This window comes from Citricoccus nitrophenolicus (assembly GCF_047305825.1).
Classification (GTDB): domain Bacteria; phylum Actinomycetota; class Actinomycetes; order Actinomycetales; family Micrococcaceae; genus Citricoccus; species Citricoccus nitrophenolicus.
This window is the reverse complement of record NZ_CP063070.1, coordinates 1,574,108-1,599,015: the sequence shown is the minus strand read 5'-3', so window position 1 is coordinate 1,599,015 and position 24,908 is coordinate 1,574,108. Positions and strand designations below refer to the sequence as shown.

Below are 24,908 nucleotides of genomic sequence, written 5' to 3'. Positions count from 1 at the left end.
GAGGTCATCACCGCCGCCAGTGCGGCGCTCTCGCAACAGAAGAATGGATCATGACTGCCAAGCGACTCCCCCTTGCCGTACTCGCCCTGTCCGTCGGCCTGACTTCCACCGGTGCCCTCGTGCCGGTCGCCGCCACCGCATCCCCCATCGCTCCCGCCGTCCAGGCCGCTGCCGCACCGGAGGCCGATCTGCTGGACGTGACCTTCGAGGACGGCACCCCCGCGGACGCCGCCCAGGGCCGTGAGCCCGTGGTCACGGGTGACCCCGAGATCGCCATGGACGGGTTCCTGGCCCGCTACGCCGGAGCCTTCGACGGCGATGACGCCTACTCCTACGCGCTGACAGAGGAGGACTACGGGCAACTGGCTGACGGGTTCACCGTGGAGTGCAATTTCAAGCGGGACGCTGCCACGTCCGGCGAGGACACGCTGTGCGGCAACAAGGAGGCCGGCGGATTCGCCATGGTGGTCAAGGATGACCGGGCCGCCTTCATGATCCACGCCGAGGGTGGTTACACCTTCGCCTGGGCGGACATCGACGCCGACACCTGGTACCACGCCACCGGCGTCTACGACGGCGAGACCATCAGGCTCTACCTGGATGGCGAGCTGGCTGCCGAGGCTGAGGCCGGCGGCCCGATGACCATCCCTGCGAACGAGAACGCCCACGCCGTGGTGCTGGGTGCGGACAGTGGCAACGGTGCGCCCGGTCAGTTCTCCACGGCCAGCATCGACACGGCCCGGCTGTACAGCGCCCCGGCCTCGGCCGAGCAGGTCGCGGCCCTGAACGCCGAGTTCGCCGTGGAGGTCGAGGCACCGGAGGCGGACGTCTTCAACGTGGACTTCTCCGACGGCACCGCCGCCGAGACCGCACAGGGTCTGGAGACCACCACCCACGGCGAGCCCGTGATCGGCGAGGACGCCGCCCTCGGCCGGAACGCCGCCACCTTCGACGGCGACGACGCGCTGCTGTACCCGTTCGGCAGTCAGTACGAGACCCTCGGTGACTCCATGACCGTGGAGTGCGTCTTCCGGTACGACGGTGAGCTGCCCTCCTCCGGCGAGACGAACATGTGCGCCAACAAGGAGGGCGGCGGCTTCTCCATGACCATGTACTCGAACAAGCTGACCTTCGCGGTCAACACCGGCAGCTACCACAACGCCGGCATCGAGATCGAGCCGAACGAGTGGTACCACGCGGTGGGTGTCTTCGACGGCGGCACGCAGACCGTCAAGCTCTACGTCAACGGCGAGCTCGTGGACGAGACCCCCACGGCCAACGCTGCGATCAAGTGGCCGGCCGATGAGCGGGCCCACAACATGGTGATCGGTGCTGACTCCTCCAAGGGCAGCTCCCAGTTCCACTCCACCTCCACGGTGGCCTCGGCCCGCATCTTCGGCGAGGCTCTGGACGCCCACCAGGTGGCCGCCCTGAACATCGGCGCGTTCGAGGGCCTGCGGGACCAGGAGGCCGAGCTGGTCTCCAGCACCCCGGCGGAGGGCTCTGAGTTGACCCGTGCCACCGAGTTCGCCGTCGAGTGGGCCCATCCCGGCCTCGTGGCCGCCGGGGTCACCTATGCGATCGACGGCGAGCCGGTGAAGCCCGGTCAGATCGTGGGCTCCGGCATGGCCGCGGGCGAGCACACCCTCACGGCGGAGGGCAAGACCGTGTTCGGCCTGCCGATCTCTGAGACCGTCACCTTCACCTCCGGTTCCATCCCGGTGGGCGGCGGCACGGACACCGGACAGGGCAGCGGCAAGGTCACCCTCTCCGCCCGGGCCGTCAATCCCGACGGCGGCGACGTCACCACCACCTTCTACGCCGGCCAGGCCGCCGTGGCGGAGGGCGGCGTCCAGGGTCTCGTCGAGCAGACCCCGACCACCCTGGAGTTCGACTACACGGAGGAGGCCGCGCTCGACGGCGCCGGGGACAGCCTCTCGGCAGAACCGGGCCAGATCGCGTTCCAGCGCTTCGACGTCCCGGTGGGCGAGGCCTCCGAGGACCAGTCCGTGCGCTGGGCCGGCACCGTGGATCCGGCCCGCCAGGTCAATCTGAGGGTCTGGAACCACGGCGACGAGTCCTGGGACGAGCTGGCTTCCGGCCGGGGCCTGAACGAGAGCGAGCTGGTGCTCCACGGTGACCTCGAGGGCGATCACCTGGACGAGGCCGGACAGGCCTCGGTGCTGGTCACGGGCGAGGACCCCTTCGCCGACGACCTCGCCAACGAGGTCAAGGACGGCTTCGAGGATCCGTCCGACTTCGACTTCTCCCTCGCCCACCTCACGGACACGCAGTACATCACGGAGGGCGCCACGGAGGATGCCTACTCCGAGGAGCAGAAGGCCGTGTGGGGCCAGGCCTACACGGACATCAACCAGTGGATCGTGGACAACGCGGAGGAGATGAAGATCGAGTACGTCGCCCACACCGGCGACATCATCGAGAACTGGCACACCGGGACCCCCCGCGCCGACGAGGAGGCGTACCGCGAGGTCGCCGTCGAGGAATTCGAGTTCGCCTCCGAGGCCCAGAAGATCCTGGACGATGCCGAGATCGTCAACGGGGTGACTCCGGGCAACCATGACAACCGCTCTGGTGCGGAGGTGGGACCGGACAACCTGTACAACGACTACTTCATGCCTGAGCGCTACGAGGCCCTGGAGCAGACCGACGGCTGGCAGGAGCGGAACGCGTCCTACACGCCGTGGAGGGAAGGCGACAACGAGAACCACTACGACCTGTTCACCGCGGGCGGACTGGACTTCGTGGCCGTCTACCTCGGCTTCGACGTGACGGACGAGGAGATCGAGTGGGCCAGTGGCGTCCTGGACGAGTACAAGGACCGCAACGCCATGATCATGACCCACGCCCAGCGCAAGCCGAGCACCAGCCCGGATGGCCGTGGCGCCACCTTCTCCCACGACGGCGCCAAGATCGATGAGGGGCTGCTGCAGAAGCACAGCAACGTCTTCCTCGCACTCTCCGGCCACGAGCACGGGGTCAGCATCGACGTGCGCAAGGACGTCGGGATCGAGGGCAACAACACGGTCGAGCTGCTGGCCGACTACCAGTTCTACACGGTGTCCGCCGAGGAGCTGGGCCTGACCGGGGTGGACGGGCGCTCCGCCACGGACATGCTGCGGTTCGGGGCCAGCTTCTTCCGGATGCTCCAGTTCGACGTGGACAACGCCGAGATGGCCGTGGACACCTATTCCCCGCTGCTGGACGACTTCGGCGCCACGGAGTACGACGACCGGAACCGGTACAACGGCACGGAGGATGACACCCGGCTGCCGATCCAGCTGGAGACCCGCAAGACCTCCTTCACCACCAACCAGGTCATGGTGACCACCCCGACCGAACAGGAGATCGGCGAGGCGACCGTGCCGTCCGGGTGGCCGGCGACCGTGGAGTGGGCCGGTCTGGAAGAGGGCGAGATCTACGCCTGGTACGCCACCAGCCGCGACACCGAGACCGGTGACGAGATCGAGGCCGGCCAGGCGGGTCAGATGGGCGTGTTCACGGCCACCGCCGCCGGCACCGACAACGTGGCCCCGGAACTGACCGTTCCGGAGCACGCGAGGATCGAGGTCGGCGACGACTTCGACCCACTGGCCGGGGCCTCCGCCACGGACGCCGTGGACGGCGACCTCACGGACGCCATCCAGGTGATGGGCTCGGTGGACGCAGCCACGGCCGGAACCTACGTGCTGACCTACGTGGTGCAGGATGCCAACGGCAACCAGACGACCGCCACCCGCGCCGTGGTGGTGGAGGGCGCCCCGGTCATCGAGGATTTCACGGACAATCCGGAGGGGTCGCGGTTCTTCGAGCCGGTGCGGTGGATGCAGGAGAACGGGATCACTGAGGGCTATTCGGACAACTCGTACCGCAAGGACCGTGACATCTCCCGGGGTGAGTCCTTGGCGTTCATCTTCCGGTACTTGGAGCCGGGGTTCGCTGCCGAGGGGGTGCCGTTCACGGACATCAGTGAGGCGCACACCTTCTACGAGCCGGTCTCCTGGGCGAAGCAGAACGAGGTCACCTCGGGCTATTCCGATGGTGAGTTCAAGTCGGGCCGTGAGGTGACTCGTGGTGAGTTCGCCTCGTTCCTGTTCCGTGCCGTGGATCCGGAGGGTTCGTTCGCCCAGGCCGGGTTCGAGGACGTGGATTCCTCGAATGCCCACTTCGAGGCGGTCAACTGGTTGAAGGAGTCCGGTCTGGTCTCGGGCTACACCGATGGCTCATTCCGGGCGGATCGTCAGATCACCCGTGGCGAGGTCGCGGTGATCCTGCACGCCTTCGACACCCAGGGCTGACACCCACAGCGCAGAGCACGACGCCGGCCCTCGGCCGAACGCGGCCCCGCACCTTTCCGTCCGGAAGGGTGCGGGGCCGCCGTCGTCTGCGGAGCTGTCGTGGGGATCTAGGGGATCAGCACTGGCTTGATGGTCCGGCCAGAGGACATGTCCGCGACCGCAGTGTTGATCTCAGAGAGCGGGTACGTCGTGACGAGTCGGTCCACCGGGAAACGGCCCTGCTCGGCGAGGTCCAGGATGGCGGGGATGAGGGACTGGATCTCAGCATCGCCGATGGTCAGCCCATGGATCTTCCGGCCCGGGAGCATGAAGTTCACGTCGACCGGGACCGACTGACCGAAGGCCGGGGCCCCCACGATCGCCACTTCACCCTGCGCGCGGGTGCACTGCACCGCCTGTCCCAAGACGGTGGTGTTGCCCGTGGCCTCGACCACTGAGTGCGCGCCGCCGCCGGTGATGTCCTGGATGGCGGCCACCACGTCCTCCACGTTCCCGGGGTTGACGGTGTGCGTGGCACCGAGCTCCAGGGCCAGATTCAGCCGCTCCTCCACGAGGTCCACCGCCACGATCTGGCGGGCGGGGGAGAGTGCGGCGGCCATGATCGCGGCCAGTCCCACCGTGCCGACTCCGAAGACCACCAGGCTCTGGCCGGGACCCGGTTGCAGGGCGTTCCACACGGCGCCGGCGCCGGTCTGGATGCCGCAGGCCAACGGTGCCAGATGTTCCCACGGCACGTCCGCGGATACCTTGACCACATTGCGTTCGCCGGCGATGGCCGCCGTGGCGAAGGAGGACTGCGCGAAGAAGTGTCCGCCGAGTTCCGTCCCCTCCCGGGTGATGGGGGAACTCCCATCCGCCCGCCGGCCGGCGAGCAGGTTGTCCGGCAGCCACCGTCCGCAATAGGCGGGATGCCCGCTGCGGCACTCCTCGCAGGCGCCGCAGGACGTGAAGGACAGCACCACCCGGTCGCCGGGAACCACGGTGGTGACGGCGGTGCCGACCTCACGCACGATTCCGGCCCCCTCATGGCCCAACACTCCGGGAAGGGGGAAGGGCAAGGCTCCGGAGGCCACGGTCAGGTCCGTGTGGCAGAGGCCAGCGGCCTTGAGGTCCACCAGGACCTCGTGGTCCCGGAGTCCACCCAGTGCGACCTCCTGGAGGACGAAGGGCTCCCCGCCGGATTCGGTGACAGCTGCGGTGATGGTGGTCATGAGTGATCCTTTGCTGAGTCTGCCGTGTCTGTGCTGCTGCTGGTGCCCTGGTCCGGGGCCGGCTCGAGAGCGATGATGACGGACTTGGTTCGGGTATAGGCCTCCAACTGCTCCGGGCCGTTCTCCCGTCCCCAGCCGGAGGCCTTGACGCCACCGAAGGGCATCGCGGGATCGAGCATGCCCCAGGCGTTGACCCAGATGATGCCGGCGTCCAGGGCATCCGCCACGCGGTGGGCGCGGGAGATGTTCCCCGTCTGGATTCCGGAGGCCAACCCGTAGTCGGTGCTGTTGGCCAGCTCGATCGCCTCCTGCTCCGTGTCGAAGGGCTGGACGGTGAGGACCGGACCGAAGACCTCCTGCTGGACGGCATCGGCGGAGTTCGCGACGTCGGCGAGGACCGTCGGGCGGTAGAAGAACCCGCCGTTGATCTCGGCCGGCTCCCCTCCGGTCACCACTCGCGCGCCGGAGGCCTTGGCCTGCTCCACCGCGGCGGTCACCTTCTCGAGCTGGCGGCGGTTCGCGAGGGGGCCGATGACGGTGCCCGGGTCCTTCGGGTCACCGAACGGCACGTGGGGGACCGCGCCGGCCAGGGCCTCGAGGACCTGATCGTAGACGCCTCGCTCCACCAGTAGCCGCGGGCCGCCCATGCAGAACTGGCCCGTGTTGAAGACGAAGGCTGAGATGGACGTCTCCACGGCCTGGGCCAGGTCTGCATCCGCGAAGATGATGTTCGCGGCATTGCCCCCGAGCTCGGCGGTGACCGGCCGCAGCGCCTGGCCGGCCACGGCGGCCACATGGGCGCCCGTCTGGGTGGACCCGGTGAAGGCGACCTTGGAGACCTTCGGGTGGGCGGTGAGGTGGTCGCCCAGGTCCGTGCCATAGCCGGTGACCACGTTGTAGACCCCGTCCGGGACGCCGGCCTGGCTCAGCAGGCCGGCCGTGAACAGGGCCGAGAGCGGGGTGTCCTCGGCGGGCTTGTGCACCACGGTGTTCCCGGCGGCCAGGGCCATCGCGATCTTCGAGGTGGAGAGGATGAGCGGGAAGTTGAACGGGGTGATGGCGGCGACCACACCGAGCGGCTCCCGCTGGGTGTAGGCGTGGGCCGGCAGCGGGACACGTCGCACCGCGCCGTCCAGGTGCTGGGCCAGGGAGGCGGCGTACTCGTAGGTGTCCGCGGCAGTGTTGACGTCCACGGCCCGGGCCAGGCTGATCGGCTTGCCCACGTCCAGGCTCTCCACCTGGGCCATCTCCTCCGCGTGCTCCCGGAACAGCTCAGCCACGCGAATCAGCACCCGGGAGCGTTCGCGCCCGGAGAGACCGGCCCAGACGCCACTGCGGAAGGCCTCGTGGGCTGCGTCTGCGGCGGCATCGAGGTCCGTGGTGGTGCCGGCCGGGACCGTGGCGATCTGCCCACCGGTGGCCGGGTCGAGCACGGGGATGGTGGCCGAGCCGGTGCTGGCTGCCGGTCGGCCGTTGATGTGGTGCTGCGCCTCGCGCAGGTGGTCGGGGAGACGGTACTCGGTCATGGTGTTCGCCTTTCGTGCAGGGGGATATTCAGCGGGATGTCAGGACGGTGAGTCGGTACGGGGAAGTCGGTGACCGGCGTCGCGATACCGGGCACCCCAGATGCCGGACTTGCCGGGCGCCATGATGGAGTTCGGGTCCACGGCGTCCTTGATGCGCTCGTGGAAGCGCAGCAGGGCATTGTCATTGAAGTCGAAGGTGTCCATGACCTGGTCCATGAGGGCCAGGTGGGTTCGGTACTCGCCGTAACCGGCCTCGGCACCCTCCTTCACGAGGGTCCGGCCGAGCGCCATGACGCGGTCACGGTCCTCGGCGTCCGCGGAGTCATAGAGGAGCAGGCAGATGTGGTGCATCTCCCGCAGGCCCACGGCGAACTGTGCGGCGTAGTCGGGGCCATATTCGTAGGAGCGATTCCGGACCATCTCGAATTGCTTCTGCGCTTCGGCCCCGTCCGGCTCCGAGATCGGGGAGAAGCCGATGTGGGCGCCGTTGGGGACCCACTCGAGGATCCGCTGCTCCTTGATGGAGGGGATTCCCTGGTTGATCTCATGCCGGTCGTGCAGCACGTGGGAGCCCGGGGTGCCCGCGGGGCGGTCCTGGGTGGTGGCGAAGCGTGCACCCTCCACGGCGGAGAAGGCGTCCTTGATCATCGTCAGGAAGAGGTCGCACTGCTCCGGCGGGCCGTAGACGGTGCCGTACAGGTTCCAGTAGCCCAGGTCCAGCTCCTCCTTCATCCGCTGGATGACCTCCGCCGTGAGTGGCCCGCCCTCGGGCAGCCAGTGGGTGCGCTCCGTCTGGGCCGCGGCGTCCAGGATGATGTTGCGCAGCACGGGGACCGACTGCAGCGGGGCCATGCCGATGCGCAGCGGCAGCATGATGTCCACGATCTGTGTCAGGTCCTCCTCGTGCTCGAAGGAGATCACGAAGGTCTCGGCGGCGGGTGGGGCCGGCATCAGAGCGATGCCCATCTTGGTGACGATCCCGAAGTTGGACTGGGAGAACAACCCGTCCGGGTACGGGCCGAAGCCGTAGGAGAACAGCTGCCAGGTCTTCGCGGAGCTCATGGCGCCCATGCCCGTGCGGAGCAGGTCGCCGTCCGGCAGGACCACCTCCAGACCGGTCTGCCAGGACCAGTGGTCGCCGTATGGCGTGTACCCCACACCACGGTCCAGGGCGTTGCCGACCACGGAGCCCCAGCCGAGGTCCGGGACGTCGATCCACAGGTTGTAGCCCTTCTCCTGGATGTGGTTGTAGAGGTCGAAGTAGGTCACACCGGGCTCGATCAGGGCGTAGGCGTACTTCTCGTTGACCTCGATGATCTTGTCCATCCGCCGGGAGGTCTGGACCACCACGGTGCCGGCCAGTCGGGGTGCGGCGCCGCCGTATCCGAGGTTCTTGCCCGTGGCGGTGGGGGACAGGGGGATCCGGTGTTCGTTGGCGATCCGCACCAGCTCCACGACCTCCTCGGTGGTCTCCGGGAACACCACGGCGCCGGGACGGAAGTCGTTCCCGCCGGTGGTGGGGAACGGGTCCTCGAACTCCTTCAGAGCCTCCGGCTCGGAGATGACGTGCTCGGCACCCAGGAGGGTGCGGAACTTCTCCAGGGCGGCATCGAAGTCGGCGACGGGGACGTCTGCGGGCAGGATCCGATTCATGGGTGAGCTCCTTCGTCCTGGGGGCGGCCCCCCGTGGGAAAGTGATGCAGCTCATACTCTGCGTGCTCGGATGTCTCGACAATGAGCCGCTGCGTGATGTGGACAGCCGGCGGGCTTTTACAGGGCTCCTGCAGGGCCGTGCTGGGTGAGTTCAGCGGGAGCGGGCGAGGACTCGGGAGGGGGAGTCGCCGTAGGCCTGCGCAAAGTGGATGGCGAAGCGGCCGGCGTGGTGGAAGCCCCAGCGCCGCGCCACGTCTGCCACGGTGGTTCCGGGGCGGCCGGCCGCCAACTCCTGGCGGGCCCCCTCCAGCCGGATGCGGCGCAACTCTGCCACGGGAGTGGTGCCCAGGTGCTGGCGAAATCCGACCTGCAGGGTGCGCACGCTGACCCCCGCGGCGACGGCGGCCTCCGCCACGCTGAGGGGACGGCCGGCGTTGGCACGCAGGAAATCCAGGGCGTCGGCGATCGGCGCGGGCGGGCCGGGCGCCGGTGCGGGATCGAGCAGTCCGCTGTGGTTGTGGGGCGCAGCCAGGAGCAGGCCGCGGATCACGGCCTGGGCGAGTGGTGCGGTCAGGAGCGGGTGGGGCGTGGCCGCTGAGCCGGGGGCCAGGCCCTGGGCCAGGCCCTGGGCCAGGGACTGGACGCTGGACCGCCAGGCCCGCCCACCCGGGGAGTCCAGGTCGAAATCGCCCTCGAACTGGATCGGGGAGGAGGGCGGGGTGCTGGTCAGCAGCTCGAACTCCCGGTCCAGCACCGCTCGAGGGATCTTCAGGCCGACCACCCGCGCCGGCTGGGCCCACCCCTCCATGGTCGTCTCCTCGGTGAATCCGTGGATGGCCGCCCGCCGTTGATTGGTCTGGACCGCGCGGCCTCCGTAGCCCATGGTGACGGATCCGAAGGCCGTGAAGTTGATCTGGTATGAGTCCTGCAGCGGCGGGGTGTGCACCTGGAGGTGCTGGCCGTACTCCAGTAGTCCCAGCGTGAGGTCAGGGACGTGGAGCGCCTTCAGGCCCATGCGGAAGGTGCGGTTACGGGAGTCGAGACGGATGCGGTGCGGATGGTAGACGTCGCCGCCCACGGACATGGCCTGGTCCGGGTCAGAGGTGTCGATACTGACGGTCTGGGACGGCAGGGCTCCGGGGATTGAGGCGAGCTCCCGAGGGTAGGGCATACCCAGGGAGTCTAGACGGGACGTGAGGTCAGTCACAGGGCCGCCGATCGGCGCCGTCGGGGTGGTCACCCTGCCTGTCACCTGAACTGTCACCTGAACTCTCACCTGCACTGTCACCTGCACTGTCCCCTCCCGTTCCCCGGTTCCCTCGCCTAGGTTGGGTCCATGGCACACGTGAACGATCCGGCGACCATCCGCTCACTGCTGACGGACCGAGAGTCCCGCTGGGCCGTCGTCGGGCTTTCTCCCAACCCGCGCCGCGCCGCGGTGGGCGTCTCGAGGTTCCTACGCGACGAGCTGGGGATGCAGATCATCCCCGTGAACCTCGGCGCGCAGGAGGTCCACGGCGAGCCCGGGTACCGGAGGCTGGCAGACATCCCGGGGCAGATCGACGTGGTGGACTGCTTCGTGAACTCGCAGAAGGTCGGCGCGATCGTGGACCAGGCGATCGAGGTCGGCGCGAAGGCCGTGTGGCTGCAACTCGGCGTCATCGACGAGGCGGCGGCTCAGCGGGCCGCGGAGGCCGGGCTGGCCGTGATCATGGACACCTGCCCGGTCATCGAGGTCCGCAACGACCCGTCCCTGCTGGGCTGAGTGGCCCCCCGGCCGCCCGCGGTGGATAGGCTGGGTGCATGATCTTCATCGTCGTCAAATACCAGGTCAAGCCCGAGCACGTGGACACGTTCCCGGACGCCGTCGCCGCGTTCACCGCCGCCACCCGCGCCGAGGAGGGCAACCTCTTCTTCGAGTGGTCCCGCAGCCTCGAGGACCCGAACGAGTACGTCCTCGTGGAGGGGTTCAAGGACGGCACCGGCGAGGCCCACGTCAACAGCCCGCACTTCGCCGCCGGCCTGGAGGCCATGGGCCCGCTGCTGGCTGCCACCCCTCAGATCGTCAGCCGCCAGGTGGACGGCGAGGGATGGGATGAGATGGGTGAACTGAAGGTCGGCTGACCCGGCTCACGGCCCTCCCCGTTCTCCGGGCAGAAGTGACCCGTCATCTCTGCCCGGAGAACGTCAGTCAGGCGGCATTGGCCGCTCGTGGGGCGCCGATGCCCGGATCGATCTGGTGCGGGCCGGCGGCTGAGGGGCGGATGTCGAACTCGAACATGGCGGTCGGCAGGTACACGGTCGAGCACGAGTTCGGGATGTCCACCACGCCGGAGAGCCGCCCCTCTATCGGTGCCGCCCCCAGCAACAGGTAGGCCTGCTCGGGGGAGTACCCGAACTTGACCAGGTAGTCGATCGCGTGCAGGCACGCCCGCTGGTAGGACAGGTGCGAGTCCAGGTAGCGCTGCTCGCCGTCCAGGGTGACCGAGGTGCCGGAGAAGGCCAACCACTCGCTGAATCGGGGATCCACGCGGCCGGGCATGAAGATCGCGTTCTCATGGACCCCGTAGGTGTCCATGCCGCCCTTGATCACGTCCACGTGCAGGTCGATGAACCCGCCCATCTCGATGGCACCACAGAAGGTGATCTCGCCGTCTCCCTGGGAGAAGTGCAGATCCCCCACGGACAGGTTCGCCCCGTCCACGAACACCGGATAGAAGATCCGGGTGCCCTTGGACAGGTTCTTGATGTCCTGATTGCCGCCGTTCTCCCGCGGGGGTGCGGTGCGTGCCGCTTCCGATCCGACGCGGTCCCACTCTGCTCGGTCCAGCCCTCCGAGCACGGCGTGCTCAGCCTCGGGCGGCAACGCCAACGGCGGCACCCGGTTCGGGTCCGTGGCGATCAGGTCTCCTTCGCGCTGGTTCCACTTCGCCAACAACGCCGCGGAGGGAGCCGTACCCATGAGGCCGGGGTGGATCAGCCCCTCGTAGGAGACGCCCGGGACGTGCCGTGAGGTGGCGACCTGGCCGTTGAAGTCCCAGATGGCCTTGTAGGCGTCGGGGAACTGATCCGTCAGGAAGCCGCCGCCGTTGTTCCGGGAGAAGATGCCGGTGTAGCCCCAGCCCTGACCCGCCAACGGGCCGCGGTCCTCCTGGGGGATGGGACCGACGTCAAGGATGTCCACGATCAGCAGGTCGCCGGGCCGGGCACCTTCCACGGCGAAGGGCCCGGAAAGCTTGTGCACGGTGAGCAGCGGGGCGTTGAGGATGTCTTCGGCGGAGTCGTCGTTGACGATCGCCCCGTCGAACCACTCGCGGCAGTCCACCCGGAAGCTGTCTCCGGGCTTGACGGTGGCGACGGGCGGGATCTCGGGGTGCCAGCGGTTGTGGCCCAGGTGTTCCTGGTCCTCGAATCTCTTGCTGGAGTCTAGGGGAAAGAGGTTCTGTGGCATGGTGATTCGATTCCTTGGTCTCAGTGGCCGTCAGGGCCGGGGGAGCTTCTGGTGCAGGGGATGCTGCGTGTGGCGAGGTACGGCCCTCCGGCCGGACTCCGCAGGGATGGACGTGACCACCTCGGGTGACTCGGCACTGCGCCGGGTGCGGTCCATGACCTGCATGGCGGGGGACCCAGCCCGGGAGAGGCGCGGGACGCTGATCTGTCGGGGCGCCGGAGCGCCACAGTCAGGGCAGTCGACGAAGCTAGGCACGGTGGCCATGCTGAAACTCAGGTCGGTCGTGGTGCCGGCGGGGCATCTGAACTCATACAGCGGCACGGGCATTCCTCCTGGGTGGCGGTTCGGGGGGTGGTGGGACGGTGGAGGACTCATGCTGCGGCCGGCCCAGCATGATGGACAGCGCGAGGGCGAGGGCCCCGGCAATTCCCATGACCCAGGTCCACAGGCTGTCTGACTGGTAGGCGCCGGTGAGCAGCAGGAGGGCCGGGATGGTGCCCGTCAGGTGCGCCACGATCACGGTGAACCACCCCGTGGTGCGGGTCAGGGAGTCCCGGTGCAGACCGAGCACCAGGAAGAACAGGAACCACAGCACCGCCCAGATCAGCCAGATGGCCCCGAAGACCGGGTCATTGACCGTGGTGAAGTTCAGGTACCCCATGACCACCGCCACCACGGCGACGAACAGGGAGAACCAGCCCAGGCCCTCGCCGCCCAAGTCGAAGGTCTGGTTGAGCGCGACGTAGAGGTAGGTGAAGCCGAAGAGATAGAGGCCGGAGGCGCCGAGCACCACGGCCGGATCGCCCTCGGACTGCAGCATGAGAAGGGTCGGGAAGACCACCTGCATGATGCCCACGAAGTAGTTCATCGGGGCGGCGGCCTTGCCCGGGATCTTTCCCAGCAGCATCAATCCGTTGATGAAGAGGACGGCGCCAACGTAGAGGAGACCAACACTGCCCACAGCGACCTCCTTGAGACGCGCACCGTGGCCAGCCGGATAGGGGGATCTGGGGAGGGGGTCAGGAGCCCGGGAACGGTGCGGGGAGTGATGCCGATCACGGTAGTTCCGCCCTCGATCCGACGGCAAGGTCTGGTGACCTCCCTCGAGCGCTACCCAGGTCCAGTGGAGCTTTGTGATACTGGAGCACATGTTGCTGCAACATATCGCCGAGGCCGCCGCGTGGGAGCGGGCCCGTGCCACGGGGTTCTACGACCGCTCCACGCTCGGTGCCTCGATCGAACAGGTCGGATTCCTGCACGCCAGCGGCGATCCTGACCAGACCGCCGGCGTCCTGTCCGCCGTCTACGCCGGAGTCACCGAGCCCCTCGTGCTGCTGACCCTGGACGCGGCGGTCCTGTACCGCTCCGGGCTACGGGTCGTGATGGAGCCGGGGGACCCTCAGAGACCCAGCGGCGAATGGTTCCCCCACGTGTACGGCGGGTCGATCCCGGTGGCCGCGGTGGCGGAAGCGGTGCCGGTGGTCCGGGCCGCCCCCGGAGAGACTGTGGCGAGCACGGACGCGGGTCCCGAGACGGATCCCGCCGCGCAGATGATGGACCAGGCGCATCTGGCGCGGGCCATCGACCTGGCCACGGTCAACGCGTCCACGGACGGCGGTCCGTTCGGCGCGGTGGTGGTCACCGCGGACGGGCAGGTCTTCCAGGGCACCAACCGGGTCACCACCACCAATGATCCCACCGCCCACGCCGAGGTGACCGCCCTGCGGGAGGCAGGGGCCGGCGTCGGGAGCTTCGATCTGACCGGTGCGGTGCTCTACACCAGCTGCGAGCCGTGCCCCATGTGCTTGGGGGCGGCCCTGTGGTCCCGAGTCTCCCGCGTGGTCTTCGGCGCGGACCGCCGGGACGCGGCGGCCGCCGGCTTCGACGACGCGGAGTTCCACGGCTACTTCGAGTCCCCGGACCGCAGGGGCATCATGCCCGTGGAGCAGCAGCCCACGGGCCGGGCCACAGAACCATTCACGGCCTGGCTGGCCAACGAGGCCCGCACCGGCTACTGAGACGCGGCGGCGCCCTGAGCGGACTGAACAGAAAATCACAGCCGTTCGGACTTTTCACGCCGGAATCCCCGTGTGAAAAGTCCGAACGGCTGTGAATCCTTCGCAGGTCCGCCCGTCAGCCGAAGTGCTTCGGCAGGGTCCCGGCCCAGGCGGCGCGCAGCTCCTCGATCGGCAGCGTGAACTGGTCCTGGACCTCCAGCGCACCGGAGGCCACGTCCACCACGCCGATCCGCGCCACGGGGAAGCGGCGGGCCGTGGTCATGTCCTTGAACCGGACCTCCTCGGTGCGCGGCACGGCCACGAGGGCGCGGGCCTGCGACTCGGAGAACAGGGCGGTGAAGGCATCCACGCCGTCCCGCTCGGCGATCTCGGCCAGGTTCACGCGGGCGCCCACGCCGAAGCGCAGCACCATCTCGGCCAGCGCGCCGGCGAGCCCGCCCTCGGAGAGATCGTGGGCGGCGTCGATCATGCCGTCCCGGGAGGCGTTGATGAGCAGGTCCCCGAGCAGCTTCTCCGCGGCCAGGTCCACCCGCGGCGGCACGCCGCCCAGGTGGCCGCGCAGGTTGGCGAACTCCGAGCCGTCCAGCTCGTCGGCGGTGACGCCCATGAGATAGACGGCCTGGCCGTCCGCCTCGGCGTGGAAACCGGAGGGGGTGCGCCGGCCCACGTCATCGAACCGTCCGAGGGTCGCGACCACGGGGGTCGGGTGGATGGGGTTCGGGCCCGTCTGGTTGTACAGCGAGACGTTGCCGCCGGTGACCGGGACGCCGAGCTCCAGGCAGGCGTCGGAGAGCCCCCGGATGCCCTCGGCCAGCTGCCACATGACCTCCGGGTCCTCGGGGGATCCGTAGTTCAGGCAGTCGGAGACGGCCATCGGGATGGCACCGGAGGTGGCCACGTTCCGGTAGGACTCGGCCAGGGCCAGCTGTGCGCCGACGTACGGGTCCAAGTAGGCGTAGCGGCCGTTGGCGTCCGTGGCCACGGCCACGCCCATGCCGGTCTCCTCGTCCACCCGGACCACGCCGGCGTCATCCGGGGCGGCCAGGGCGGTGTTGCCGCCCACGTAGCGGTCGTACTGGCTGGTGATCCAGGACTTGTCACACATGTTCGGGCTGGCCATCAGCTCCAGCACCGCGGCGCGGAGCGCATCGCCCGACGCCGGCAGGCCGGCTCCCGCGGCGGAGTCCCGGAAGCGGTCCGCCACCAGGGCATCCTGGCCGGCCGGGCGGTGGTAGGGACGCTCGTAGACCGGGCCGTCATGGGCCACCGTCTTCGGGTCCACGTCCACGATGGTCTCGCCGTCCCACGTGATGACCAGGCGGTTGGTGTCCGTGACCTCGCCGAGCCAGGAGTACTCCACGCCCCACGTGGCCATGACGTCCTCGAAGGCCTCCACGTTCTCGGGGGAGACCACGGCCATCATGCGCTCCTGGGACTCGGACATCAGGATCTCGCCCGGGGTCAGGGTGGGGTCCCGCAGCAGCACGTCCGTCAGCTCCACCTGCATGCCGCCCTCGCCGTTGGAGGCGAGCTCGGAGGTGGCGCAGGAGATGCCCGCGGCGCCGAGGTCCTGGATGCCCTCCACCAGGGAGTTCTTGAACAGCTCCAGGCAGCACTCGATCAGCACCTTCTCCGCGAAGGGGTCGCCCACCTGGACGGCCGGGCGCTTGGAGGGCTTGGTGTCATCGAAGGACTCGGAGGCCAGCACGGAGGCGCCGCCGATCCCGTCCCCGCCGGTGCGGGCGCCGAACAGCACGATCCTGTTGCCCACGCCGGAGGCGTTGGCCAGGCGCAGGTCCTCGTGGCGCAGCACGCCCACGGCCAGGGCGTTGACCAGGGGGTTGCCCTGATAGATCGGATCGAACACCGTCTCGCCGCCGATGTTCGGCAGGCCCAGGGAGTTGCCGTAGCCACCGATCCCGGCCACCACGCCGTGGACCACGCGCTGGGAGTCCTCGTGGTCGATCGCCCCGAAGCGCAGCGGGTCCATGACGGCCACAGGACGGGCGCCCATGGAGATGATGTCCCGGACGATCCCACCGATGCCCGTGGCGGCGCCCTGGTAGGGCTCCACGTAGGAGGGGGAGTTGTGGGACTCGATCTTGAAGGTCACGGCCCAGCCGTCCCCGAGGTCCGTGACGCCGGCGTTCTCGCCGATGCCGACCATCAGGTCCTTCTTCATGTCCTCGGTGAGCTTGTCCCCGAACTGGCGCAGGTGCACCTTGGTGGACTTGTAGGAGCAGTGCTCGGACCACATGACGGAGTACATGGCGAGTTCGGCGGCGGTGGGCCGGCGGCCCAGGATCCGCACGATCTCCTCGAACTCGTTCTGCTTCAGGCCGAGCTCGGCCCAGGGCAGCTCCGTGTCCGGGGTGGTGGCCGCGTGCTCCACCGTGTCGATGTTGAACTGCTGGGTGGTCTGGTCCGTCACTTGCGGCCTCCTGCGATCGATGCCAGTACCGACGTGAAGACGCCGAGTCCGTCCGTGCCCAGGCGCATGCCCGCCGGGGAGTCCGGGCCGAAGCCGGGCTCCACGGCGTGCTCCGGGTGGGGCATGAGGCCCACTACGTTGCCGGCGGCATTGGTGATGCCGGCGATGTCCCGGCGGGAGCCGTTCGGGTTGACGCCCACATAGCGGAAGGCCACCCGGCCCTCGCCCTCGAGCGCGTCCAGGGTCTTCTCATCCGCCACGTACTGGCCGTCCTGGTTCTTCAGCGGGACCGTGATCTCCTCGCCGGCGGTGAAGTCACGGGTCCACGCGGTGGTGTTGTTCTCCACGCGCAGCACCTGATCCGTGCACAGGAACTTCAGGTGCTCGTTCTTGATCATCGAGCCCGGCAGCAGGTGGGACTCGGTGAGGATCTGGAAGCCGTTGCAGATGCCGAGCACCGGCAGGCCGGCGGCCGAGCCGTCCAGGGCGCCCGGGCCGGCGTCGTCCCCCTGCCGTCCGCCGGTCCTCCCGCCGGCCGCGGCGATGATGGCGTCCATCAGCGGGGCGAAGCGGGCGATGGCGCCGGCGCGGAGGTAGTCGCCGTAGGAGAAGCCGCCGGGGATGATCACGGCGTCGAGTCCGGCCAGGGCCTTCGCGCCCTCGGGCTCGGCGTGCCACAGGGCCACGGCCTCGCCGCCGGCCAGGTGAACGGCGCGGGCGGCGTCCCGGTCATCCAGGGTGCCGGGGAAGGTGACCACGCCGATGCGCGCCCCGGTGAGGACGGGCCCGGCGGTGGAGAAGTCCCCGATCAGGGGAAGATCAGCGGCCTGGTGGTTCTGGGCGGTCATCAGGCGTTCTGGCCTTCGGCGGCGGTGCCGTCGAGCACGGCCACGTTGACCACGTCCTCGATCACCGGGTTGGAGAGCAGGTCCTCGGCGGCCTGGCGGGCCTGGGCCAGCACCTCGTCGGTGACCTCCCCGTCCACCGTCAGTTCGAAGCGGCGGCCCTGGCGGACCGCGGCGAAGCCGGTGAAGCCGAGGCGGGGCAGGGCGTTGGCGATGGCCTTGCCCTGCGGGTCAAGGATCTCGGGCTTGGGCATGACATCGACGACGATGGTGGGCATGGAGGACTCCCGGTGGTATGCGTGAGGGCTCCGTTCAGTCTAGCCGTGACCGCGCCGCCCGCCCGGCCTACGCTGAAACCATGACTCAGCCCCCGATGCCGCGTGCGGACTCCTCCGCGGGCCCCACCCTGGAATCCCTGCGCTGCCCCTGCGGCGGCGGTGAGGTCTACGGTGCCTGCTGCGGCCGGCTGCACGGCAGGTTCGCTGCGGACGGCACGCTGGCCGCGCCCACCGCCGAGGCCCTGATGCGCTCGCGCTACTCGGCCTTCGCGCTGGCCTCCTCCGGGGTTCTGTCGCGGGCCGAGGAGTACCTGTTGGCCACGTGGGCGCCCGAGACCCGGCCGGCGCAGCTGGCCCTGGACGGGCCGGCAGATGAATCGGGCGATGACGTCCACTGGCTGCGCCTGGACGTCGAGTCCACGTCCGGGGGTGGCCCCTTCGACGACGCCGGCACGGTCACCTTCACGGCCCACTTCCGGACCCCGGCCGGGCGGCGCGCCCAGCACGAGACCTCGCGCTTCGTGCGCCGTTCCGGGGTCTGGCTGTACCGCGACGGGGAGGTCGGCTGACGGGCACAAAGTGACGAAACCACGTCACAACGGTGGGGGAGACGTCACTTTGCGCCCGGGGGGTGAGGGGGATCAGCTGTAGATGCCGATGACCCCGAAGAGGACGCCTGAGGCCAGCATGACCAGCGCGACGATGCAGGCGCGCCACAGCACCTTCTTGTGATGATCGCCCAGATCCACCTTGGCCATGGAGACCAACAGCAGGATGGCGGGCACCAGCGGGGACTGCATGTGCACCGGCTGACCGGTGATGGAGGCCCGGGCCATGTCCACGGCCGGGATCCCGTAGTGCGCGCCGGTCTCGGCCAGCACGGGCAGGATGCCGAAGTAGAAGGCGTCATTGCTCATGAAGAACGTGGCCGGGATGGAGATGAGCCCGGTCAGCACCGCGAGGATGGGGCCCATCGAGTCCGGGATGACGTCCACGAGCCACTGGGACATCGCCTCCACCATGCCGGTGCCCGTGAGCACGCCGGTCAGCACGGCGGCGGCGAACACCATCGAGACCACGGCGACGATGGAGGAGGAGTGGTTTCCCAGCACCTCGGCCTGCTTCTTGACGTTCGGGAAGTTCACCAGCAGGGCGAGGGCCGTGCCGATCATGAACAGGTAGGCCAACGGCACGATGTCAGCGATCAGCAGCCCCATGATGACCACCGTCAGCACGAGGTTGAACACGAACAGCCTCGGCCGCAGGGTGTCCCGGTTCGGGTCCAGCGCGGTATCGGACAGGTCCGGCCCCTCGGTGGCAGCGGTGACGGCCTCGGTCCGCTCCAGGAGTCCGACGCCGGCCCCGGAGCCGGAGGAGCCCCCGGTTCCGGTGCGCCGGGGCTCGCCGGGAGCACCCCCGGTCCCGGTGCCCGGACCGGCGGAGGTGACCTTGCCTCCGGAGGTGGCCGAGTCGGCATTGAACCTCTGCTCCGGGCGGCCCCAGCGGGCCGGGTCCTCGCGGCGCAGGCGGCGGCGCTCGGCCAGGCCGAGGAACCAGGCGAAGACGAAGACCACGGCGAGGCCCACGAGCAGGGAGGGGATCATGGGGACGAAGATCTCGGCGGCGTCCACGTTCAGGGCCGCGGCCGCGCGGACCGTGGGTCCGCCCCAGGGGACGATGTTCAGGGTTCCGTTGGTCAGTCCGGCCACGCAGGTCAGCACCACGGGGCTCAGGCCCAGCCGGTGGTAGACGGGCAGCAGGGCGGAGGTGACCACAATGAAGGTGGTGGAGCCGTCCCCGTCCAGGGAGATCACCGCGGTCAGCAGGGCGGTGCCCATGACCACCTTGGCCGGATCATGTCCGACCACGCGGACGATCCAGTTCACCAGCCGGTCGAAGAGGCCGACGTCGATCATGATGCCGAAGTAGGCGATCGCGAACATCAGCAGCGCCGCAGTGGGGGCCATCTGGCCGACGGCCTCGAGGATCATGTCACCCAGGCCGAGCCCGGCACCGGTGAACAGGCCGAAGATGGTGGGGACGAGGATCAGGGCCAGCAGCGGCGTCATCCGCTTCGTCATGATGAGGGCCATGAAGGTGGCCACCATCGCGAAGCCCAGCAGGACGAGCATGGGTTCTCCTGTGTCGAGAGAGGTCGGGGCGCGGTGCCGCTGTGCCCGGCCCCACCTGATGGTGTGACCGCAGACACGGGGCCGCGGATTGCCGCCACCCTACGGTGACGGTCACCACGTTCCTCAGTTCTGCTCGCTAGTGCAGGATCAACCCGTTCAGTGCATTGTGCTTGTTCTGCTCACCGGGAGGCGGCGGTGGCCGGCGGTGCGGTGTCGGTGGAGGGCTTCGCGGTGGCGCGGCCGGTGAAGTGCTCCATGGACCGGTAGACGCCGAACACCCTGTCCGCCAGCACATCCCAGGCCCGGACTGGCAGGACCCCGCGCAGGGCCGTGCTGAGCTTGACGCTCCACGGCATCATCAGCAGGGGCGCGCCCTGCCTCATGGCCGCCCAGACGCGCTCGGTCACCGTCTCCGGGTCCAACAGCGGGGTGAGCAGGGGGCCACGGGCGCCCTCGAACATGCCCGTGGTGATGTAGGACGGGCAGAAGGTGGTCACGGCGATGTGGCGGTGACCGGCCTGCTCCAGTTCCAGGCGCAGCGAATCGCTCCAGCCCACCACAGCCCACTTCGAGGAGGCGTAGACGCTCATCCGGGGGTTGGACAGCAGCCCGGCGGCGGAGGCGATGTTCACGATCCGTGACTCCCGGCCCCCGGCGATCATCTCCGGCAGGAACTCCCGGGTGATGTGCATGGGGGCCAGGGCGTTGGTGGCCATGGTCCCGGCCACATCGCGGCGCTGATCGTGCTCCCAGAAGTAGGCGCCGCGGACGATCCCGGCGTTGTTGATGAGGATGTCCGGGGTGCCGACGGCCGCGCGGACCGAGGCGGCCGCCGTCTCGATCGCGGCGAGGTCCGAGACGTCCACCACCTCGGTGTGCACCGTTCGACAGCCGAGTGCCCGCAACTCGTCGGCCACCTCCTGCAGCCGGTCGGCCTGGAGGTCCCAGAGGATGATCGCGGCGGCGTGGTCCCGGGCTGCCAGGTGGGCGTAGAGCCGCCCCATGCCCATGGCGGCGCCGGTGATGAGCACGGTGCTGCCGGAGAGGGACTCGAGGGTGTGGTGGCGGGTCATGCGCTGTCCTCCGTGGTGTGTACGTGGGCGTTGGCGTTGGCGGATGGGGCGGGGATGAGGGCCCCGGGGTTCATGATCCCCACCGGGTCCAGGGTGTCCTTGACGGAGCGGAGCACCTGGATGCCGAGGGCGCCGATCTCCTCCTGGAGGTACGGCGCGTGGTCTCTGCCGATCGCGTGGTGGTGGGTGATGGTGGCGCCGGCATCCATGATGGCCCGCGAGGCTGCGGACTTGATCCGGGCGTTCTGCGCCAGGGGGTCCTGCTCCAGGCCGGCGAGGGTGGTGAAGTACAGGGACGCGCCGTCCGGATAGACGTGGGAGACGTGGGTGAGCACGAAGGGCGTGCCGCCGCCGTCCCGGACGGCGCCGTGGATGGCCTCCCGCACCTGGCGGTAGGTCTGGTCCATCCGGGCCCAGGTGGTGGCGGTCTCGAGGGTCTCCGCGTAGATGCCGCGGGTCAGCAGCTCGTCGCGCAGGTACGGGCCGCTGAAGCGTCCGTGCTCCCAGGCCTTGGCCGGCAGGGGCCCCACGGGCACACCGCCGGCCGACTGGAGGATCCGCGTGCTGCGCCGCCGGCTCCGGCGGGTGTCCTCGGCGCTGCCCTCCCAGACGAACAGGGCCAGGGCCGGGGTCTGCTGCCCGCGGGTGCGAAGGTAGCTCGCCAGGGCGCTGGTCTTCCAACCGCCCTGGCGCAGGGTGGAGAAGGTCTCGTCCGCGTCGCTCAAGCGGCAGACCTGCGGCAGGTCGCCCGGGTGCCCCTCGTGCCGCAGCAGTCGCAGGGCCTCGACGCCGGCCGCGAAGCTGGGGAACGACCAGGCCCCGTGGGCGTGGTGTTCGGCAACGGGTGCGATGCGCATGGTGGCGGAGGTGATGACGCCCAGGACGCCCTCGCTGCCCACGGCCAGGTGCAGGAGGTCCGGGCCGGCCGCGGTGCCCGGGGCGTCCCGGCCGGCATCCCAGGGGCCCGCGGGGGTCTCCAGATGCACCGAGCTGACCAGCTCATCCGATCGGCCGTAGCCCGTGGAGGCCTGGCCGGCCGAGCGCGTCGCGAGGTAGCCGCCCAGGGTGGCCTGCTGGTGGCTCTGGGGCAGGTGTCCGAGGGTGAAGCCGTGCTGGGCCAGCGCCGCCTCCAGGGCGGGTCCGCGGATGCCGGCCTCGAAGGTGGCGGTGCGGGAGACGGGGTCCAGGGACAGCAGGCGGTCCATGCGGCCCAGGTCAAGGGTGACCGTCCCGGTGAACCCCTCCCGATGGGGCTCCACGCCGCCCACCACGGAGGTGCCGCCGCCGAAGGGCGTCACTGCCAGGCGATGCTGAGCGCAGGCCGCCAGGACCGCGCGGACCTCCTCGTCCCCGTCCGGGAACACCACGGCGTCCGGTGCGTCCAGGGCGTCGCCGCCGCGTCGGCGCAGCAGGTCCGGGGTGCTCTTGCCGCCGGCATGCAGGATGCGGGCCATGCGCTCGGTACTGACGTGCTCGGCGCCGCAGGCTCGGCGGAGTGCGGCCAGGGCCTCGGCGCCCGGACCGGACTCGGTCAGGGTGGAGGGGGAGAGCTGCACCTGGTCCAGGCCCACAGGTCCGTGCCGGGGTTCCACGTCGGGGACGCCGAGCCCTGACTTGAGGAAGGCCAGGGCACTCGTGCCCAGGGGTCGAGCGTGGCCCGGGTCGCCCCAGCCGTGCCAGACCGACGGAGCGACTTCACGTGTGATCTGCGTCTCCATAAGTTACAGTGTTACATATGAAGTCACAGAGTAACAATCAGTCCGGTCGTGACCGGTTGCTGATGGCCGCCCGGGACGCGGTGGTCAGTCACGGCATCCGGCGGACCACCGCCCATGACATCGCCGAGCGGGCCGGCGTCTCCCGCATGACGTTCTACCGGCACCTGGGCTCTGTGGAGGATGCCGTGCTGCAGGCTGTCACCCGGGAATTCGAGAGGGCGGCCGCGAGGATCGAGCAGTCGGCGCCGCCCGGCACCGGCCGGGAACGCCTGGTCCACTTCGCGGTGGAGGGGCTGAGGGTGTTCGCCGCCTCGGAGCTGATCGCCTCCATCGGCGAGCGGGACCCGGAGCTGCTCGTCCCCTACGTGACGGACCGGTTCGGCCAGAGCCAGCAGCTGCTGCTGCAGCGGCTCGAGGCCCTCGTGGAGGCAGGCCGGCGGGACGGCAGCATCGAGGCCGGCCCGGACGTCGCCCTGACGGTACTGCTGGTGCTCCAGGGCGTGTCCCTCTCGGGGCGGATCCTTGCCCGCATGGACCGCTTCGAGGACGTGGTGGCGCAGGTCCGGCCGCTGCTGGAACGCTATCTGGTTCCCCGTACTGCCCCCGGTTCCGGTCTCGGTGCGGCCCCTGGTGCCGATCTCGAGCCCGAGGGGTCGCCGTGAGCAACCCCACCTGGATCAACGCGCAGTCCCGCCAGCAGGGCCTGGAACGGCTCGCCGATCACACCGTGGACGTGGCCGTGGTGGGCGGCGGCATCACGGGCGTGGGTGTGGCCCTGGACGCGGCGAGCCGCGGACTGTCCGTGGCACTGCTGGAGGGCCGGGACCTGGGCTCCGGCACCAGCGGGTACAGTTCCAAGCTGGTGCACGGGGGGCTGCGCTACCTGGCCAAGATGGACCTGGCGGTCGCCTGGGAGTCCGCCGTGGAACGCCACCGCCTGATGAGCCGTACCGCCCCCCACCTGATCCACCCCCTGGCCTTCGTCATTCCGGAGATGGTGGACACCCCGCGCGGGGAGGCTGCCCTCACGGGGACCGGCGTCGGGATCTATGACGTGCTGCGCCGGGCCGCCCGCACCCGCGGCTCGGTGCTGCCCCGGCCGCAACTGCTCTCCGGACCGGCCGTGTCCGCGCTGGTCCCCGCGCTGGATCCGGCGGCCGTGCGCCGCGGACTGATGTACTGGGATGGACAGGTGGATGACGATGTCCGGCTCGTCCTGGCCGTGGCCCGGACCGCCGCCGGCCTCGGGGCCCACGTGTTGCGGGACGTGCGGGTCACGGAGATGACCGGGGCCACCGTGGCGGCCGTGGACACCCGGACCGGGCATTCCCTCTCCGTCCGGGCGGGGGCGGTGGTCAATGCGACCGGCGTGTGGGCGGCGGACTTCGCCCCGGAACTGGCGGTCACGGCCAGCCGCGGCACCCACCTGGTGGTGCGGTCCGAACGGCTCGGACACCCCCGCGCGGCCCACACGGTGGCGGTCCCCGGGCGCTTCGGTCGCTACGTCTTCGTGCTGCCCCAGCCCTCCGGGTACGTGTACATCGGACTCACGGACGAGGAGGACCGGATCTCCGATGGCCACCGGCCCACCGTGCCGGACCAGGACGTCGAGTTCCTCCTGGGGATCGTCAACACCACGCTGGGTGCCCCGCTGACCCGCGAGGACGTGGTGGGCACCTTTGCCGGCCTGCGCCCCCTGGTCCGTCCCGCCGGAACGCAACCGGACGCCGGCACGGCGGACATCTCCCGGCGTCACCTGGTCCGGGACGTGCCGGGCGAGCCGATCACGGTGGTGGGCGGCAAGCTCACCACCTACCGGCGGATGGCACAGGACGCGGTGGACGCCGCCGCGGCCCGGTTGGGCGTGGACCGGCGTAGCCGGACGGCGCGGATGCCCCTGGTCGGGGCCGCCGGCCCGGCGGAACTGGCCGGCGTCACCGCGCCGCGCCGGATGGTCGACCGCTACGGCACCGAGGCCGCCAGGGTGCAGGCGCTGGCCAGGGACGAGCCGTGGCTGGGCGATGAGATCGTCGAGGGCACCGGGTTCACCGGGGCCGAACTGCTGTTCGGTGTCCAGGCCGAGGGGGCCGCCACGGTGGAGGACCTGCTGGCCCGCCGGACCCGGCTGGCCTTCGTGCCGGAGGATGCGGAACGTGCCCGGGACGTGGCCGAACGCGTCCTGGAGCTGGCCGCCGGGACCAGGCCGGCCGGCGTCGTGCACACCCAGCGGACCTCCGGGGCAGAACGGTGACC

Annotated in this window: 19 protein-coding genes and 1 pseudogene; 8 read left to right on the top strand and 12 right to left on the bottom strand. The window is 69.8% G+C overall.

The features are described from left to right. The first annotated feature begins 50 nt into the window (after positions 1-50). Positions 51-4,319, top strand: a complete 4,269-nt coding sequence (locus tag IMT31_RS07320; RefSeq protein ID WP_413544273.1) for a LamG-like jellyroll fold domain-containing protein — start codon at positions 51-53, stop codon at positions 4,317-4,319. Positions 4,320-4,426: 107 nt separating this feature from the next. Here the strand turns inward: IMT31_RS07320 and IMT31_RS07315 are convergent, their stop codons facing one another. The 4 genes from IMT31_RS07315 to IMT31_RS07300 form a co-directional block, all read right to left on the bottom strand. Further along, positions 4,427-5,530, bottom strand: a complete 1,104-nt coding sequence (locus IMT31_RS07315; protein ID WP_413544272.1) for an NAD(P)-dependent alcohol dehydrogenase — start codon at positions 5,528-5,530, stop codon at positions 4,427-4,429. Further along, the gene (locus tag IMT31_RS07310) at positions 5,527-7,056 is read right to left on the bottom strand and encodes an aldehyde dehydrogenase family protein (RefSeq protein WP_413544271.1); all 1,530 of its coding nucleotides are present in this window, start codon (positions 7,054-7,056) and stop codon (positions 5,527-5,529) included. The genes IMT31_RS07315 and IMT31_RS07310 overlap by 4 nt, the downstream gene beginning before the upstream one ends. 39 nt (positions 7,057-7,095) lie before the next feature. Next, complete coding sequence (locus IMT31_RS07305) at positions 7,096-8,709, bottom strand: FAD-binding oxidoreductase (protein ID WP_413544270.1); 1,614 nt, start codon at positions 8,707-8,709, stop codon at positions 7,096-7,098. Positions 8,710-8,860: 151 nt separating this feature from the next. Continuing rightward, on the bottom strand, positions 8,861-9,880 hold the full coding sequence (locus IMT31_RS07300) for an AraC family transcriptional regulator (protein WP_413544269.1): 1,020 nt from the start codon (positions 9,878-9,880) through the stop codon (positions 8,861-8,863). Positions 9,881-10,045: 165 nt separating this feature from the next. Between IMT31_RS07300 and IMT31_RS07295 the strand changes: the two genes are divergently transcribed. Both IMT31_RS07295 and IMT31_RS07290 read left to right on the top strand, forming a co-directional pair. After that, positions 10,046-10,474, top strand: a complete 429-nt coding sequence (locus IMT31_RS07295) for a CoA-binding protein (protein WP_413544268.1) — start codon at positions 10,046-10,048, stop codon at positions 10,472-10,474. 38 nt (positions 10,475-10,512) lie between these two features. Next, the gene (locus tag IMT31_RS07290; RefSeq protein ID WP_345354260.1) at positions 10,513-10,833 is read left to right on the top strand and encodes a putative quinol monooxygenase; all 321 of its coding nucleotides are present in this window, start codon (positions 10,513-10,515) and stop codon (positions 10,831-10,833) included. Between the two features lie 67 nt (positions 10,834-10,900). On the opposite strand, the gene fmdA is transcribed toward IMT31_RS07290, so the two are convergent. Together fmdA and IMT31_RS07280 are read right to left on the bottom strand one after the other, a co-directional pair. Then, positions 10,901-12,160: a formamidase gene (gene fmdA, locus IMT31_RS07285; RefSeq protein ID WP_413544267.1), complete on the bottom strand. Its 1,260-nt coding sequence runs from the start codon at positions 12,158-12,160 to the stop codon at positions 10,901-10,903. A 307-nt stretch (positions 12,161-12,467) separates the two neighbouring features. After that, complete coding sequence (locus IMT31_RS07280) at positions 12,468-13,121, bottom strand: AmiS/UreI family transporter (RefSeq protein WP_413544266.1); 654 nt, start codon at positions 13,119-13,121, stop codon at positions 12,468-12,470. A gap of 187 nt (positions 13,122-13,308) precedes the next feature. Between IMT31_RS07280 and IMT31_RS07275 the strand changes: the two are divergent. Together IMT31_RS07275 and IMT31_RS07270 are read left to right on the top strand one after the other, a co-directional pair. Next, positions 13,309-13,617: pseudogene (locus tag IMT31_RS07275) on the top strand (DUF952 domain-containing protein); the annotation flags it as partial. 93 nt (positions 13,618-13,710) lie between these two features. Continuing rightward, on the top strand, positions 13,711-14,178 hold the full coding sequence (locus IMT31_RS07270) for a nucleoside deaminase (RefSeq protein WP_413544384.1): 468 nt from the start codon (positions 13,711-13,713) through the stop codon (positions 14,176-14,178). A 115-nt stretch (positions 14,179-14,293) separates the two neighbouring features. Here IMT31_RS07270 and purL read toward each other — a convergent pair whose 3' ends face one another. From purL to purS, 3 genes are read right to left on the bottom strand one after another with little or no spacing between them, the layout of a single operon-like run. Further along, positions 14,294-16,609, bottom strand: coding sequence for a phosphoribosylformylglycinamidine synthase subunit PurL (gene purL / locus IMT31_RS07265; RefSeq protein WP_345354265.1), 2,316 nt, complete (start codon positions 16,607-16,609; stop codon positions 14,294-14,296). After that, positions 16,606-17,457 carry a phosphoribosylformylglycinamidine synthase subunit PurQ gene (locus IMT31_RS07260; protein ID WP_413544265.1) on the bottom strand — a complete coding sequence of 284 codons (852 nt, stop codon included), beginning with the start codon at positions 17,455-17,457 and terminating at the stop codon, positions 16,606-16,608. The genes purL and IMT31_RS07260 overlap by 4 nt, the downstream gene beginning before the upstream one ends. After that, positions 17,457-17,732: a phosphoribosylformylglycinamidine synthase subunit PurS gene (gene purS, locus IMT31_RS07255; RefSeq protein ID WP_345354269.1), complete on the bottom strand. Its 276-nt coding sequence runs from the start codon at positions 17,730-17,732 to the stop codon at positions 17,457-17,459. Before purS ends, IMT31_RS07260 begins: the two co-directional genes overlap by 1 nt. Positions 17,733-17,812: 80 nt before the next feature. Between purS and IMT31_RS07250 the strand changes: the two genes are divergently transcribed. Further along, the gene (locus IMT31_RS07250; RefSeq protein ID WP_413544264.1) at positions 17,813-18,301 is read left to right on the top strand and encodes a YchJ family protein; all 489 of its coding nucleotides are present in this window, start codon (positions 17,813-17,815) and stop codon (positions 18,299-18,301) included. Positions 18,302-18,373: 72 nt separating this feature from the next. On the opposite strand, the gene IMT31_RS07245 is transcribed toward IMT31_RS07250, so the two are convergent. From IMT31_RS07245 to IMT31_RS07235, 3 genes are all read right to left on the bottom strand, one after another. Then, on the bottom strand, positions 18,374-19,864 hold the full coding sequence (locus IMT31_RS07245) for a CitMHS family transporter (protein ID WP_413544263.1): 1,491 nt from the start codon (positions 19,862-19,864) through the stop codon (positions 18,374-18,376). A 179-nt stretch (positions 19,865-20,043) separates the two neighbouring features. Further along, complete coding sequence (locus IMT31_RS07240) at positions 20,044-20,937, bottom strand: SDR family oxidoreductase (protein ID WP_413544262.1); 894 nt, start codon at positions 20,935-20,937, stop codon at positions 20,044-20,046. Then, on the bottom strand, positions 20,934-22,655 hold the full coding sequence (locus IMT31_RS07235; RefSeq protein WP_413544261.1) for an FAD-binding oxidoreductase: 1,722 nt from the start codon (positions 22,653-22,655) through the stop codon (positions 20,934-20,936). Before IMT31_RS07235 ends, IMT31_RS07240 begins: the two co-directional genes overlap by 4 nt. A gap of 17 nt (positions 22,656-22,672) precedes the next feature. Between IMT31_RS07235 and IMT31_RS07230 the strand changes: the two genes are divergently transcribed. Together IMT31_RS07230 and IMT31_RS07225 are read left to right on the top strand one after the other, a co-directional pair. After that, positions 22,673-23,317 (top strand): TetR/AcrR family transcriptional regulator, encoded by a 645-nt coding sequence (locus IMT31_RS07230; RefSeq protein WP_345354279.1) that lies wholly within the window; start codon positions 22,673-22,675, stop codon positions 23,315-23,317. Beyond that, positions 23,314-24,906, top strand: coding sequence for a glycerol-3-phosphate dehydrogenase/oxidase (locus tag IMT31_RS07225; protein ID WP_413544260.1), 1,593 nt, complete (start codon positions 23,314-23,316; stop codon positions 24,904-24,906). Before IMT31_RS07230 ends, IMT31_RS07225 begins: the two co-directional genes overlap by 4 nt. The last annotated feature ends 2 nt before the right edge of the window (positions 24,907-24,908 follow it).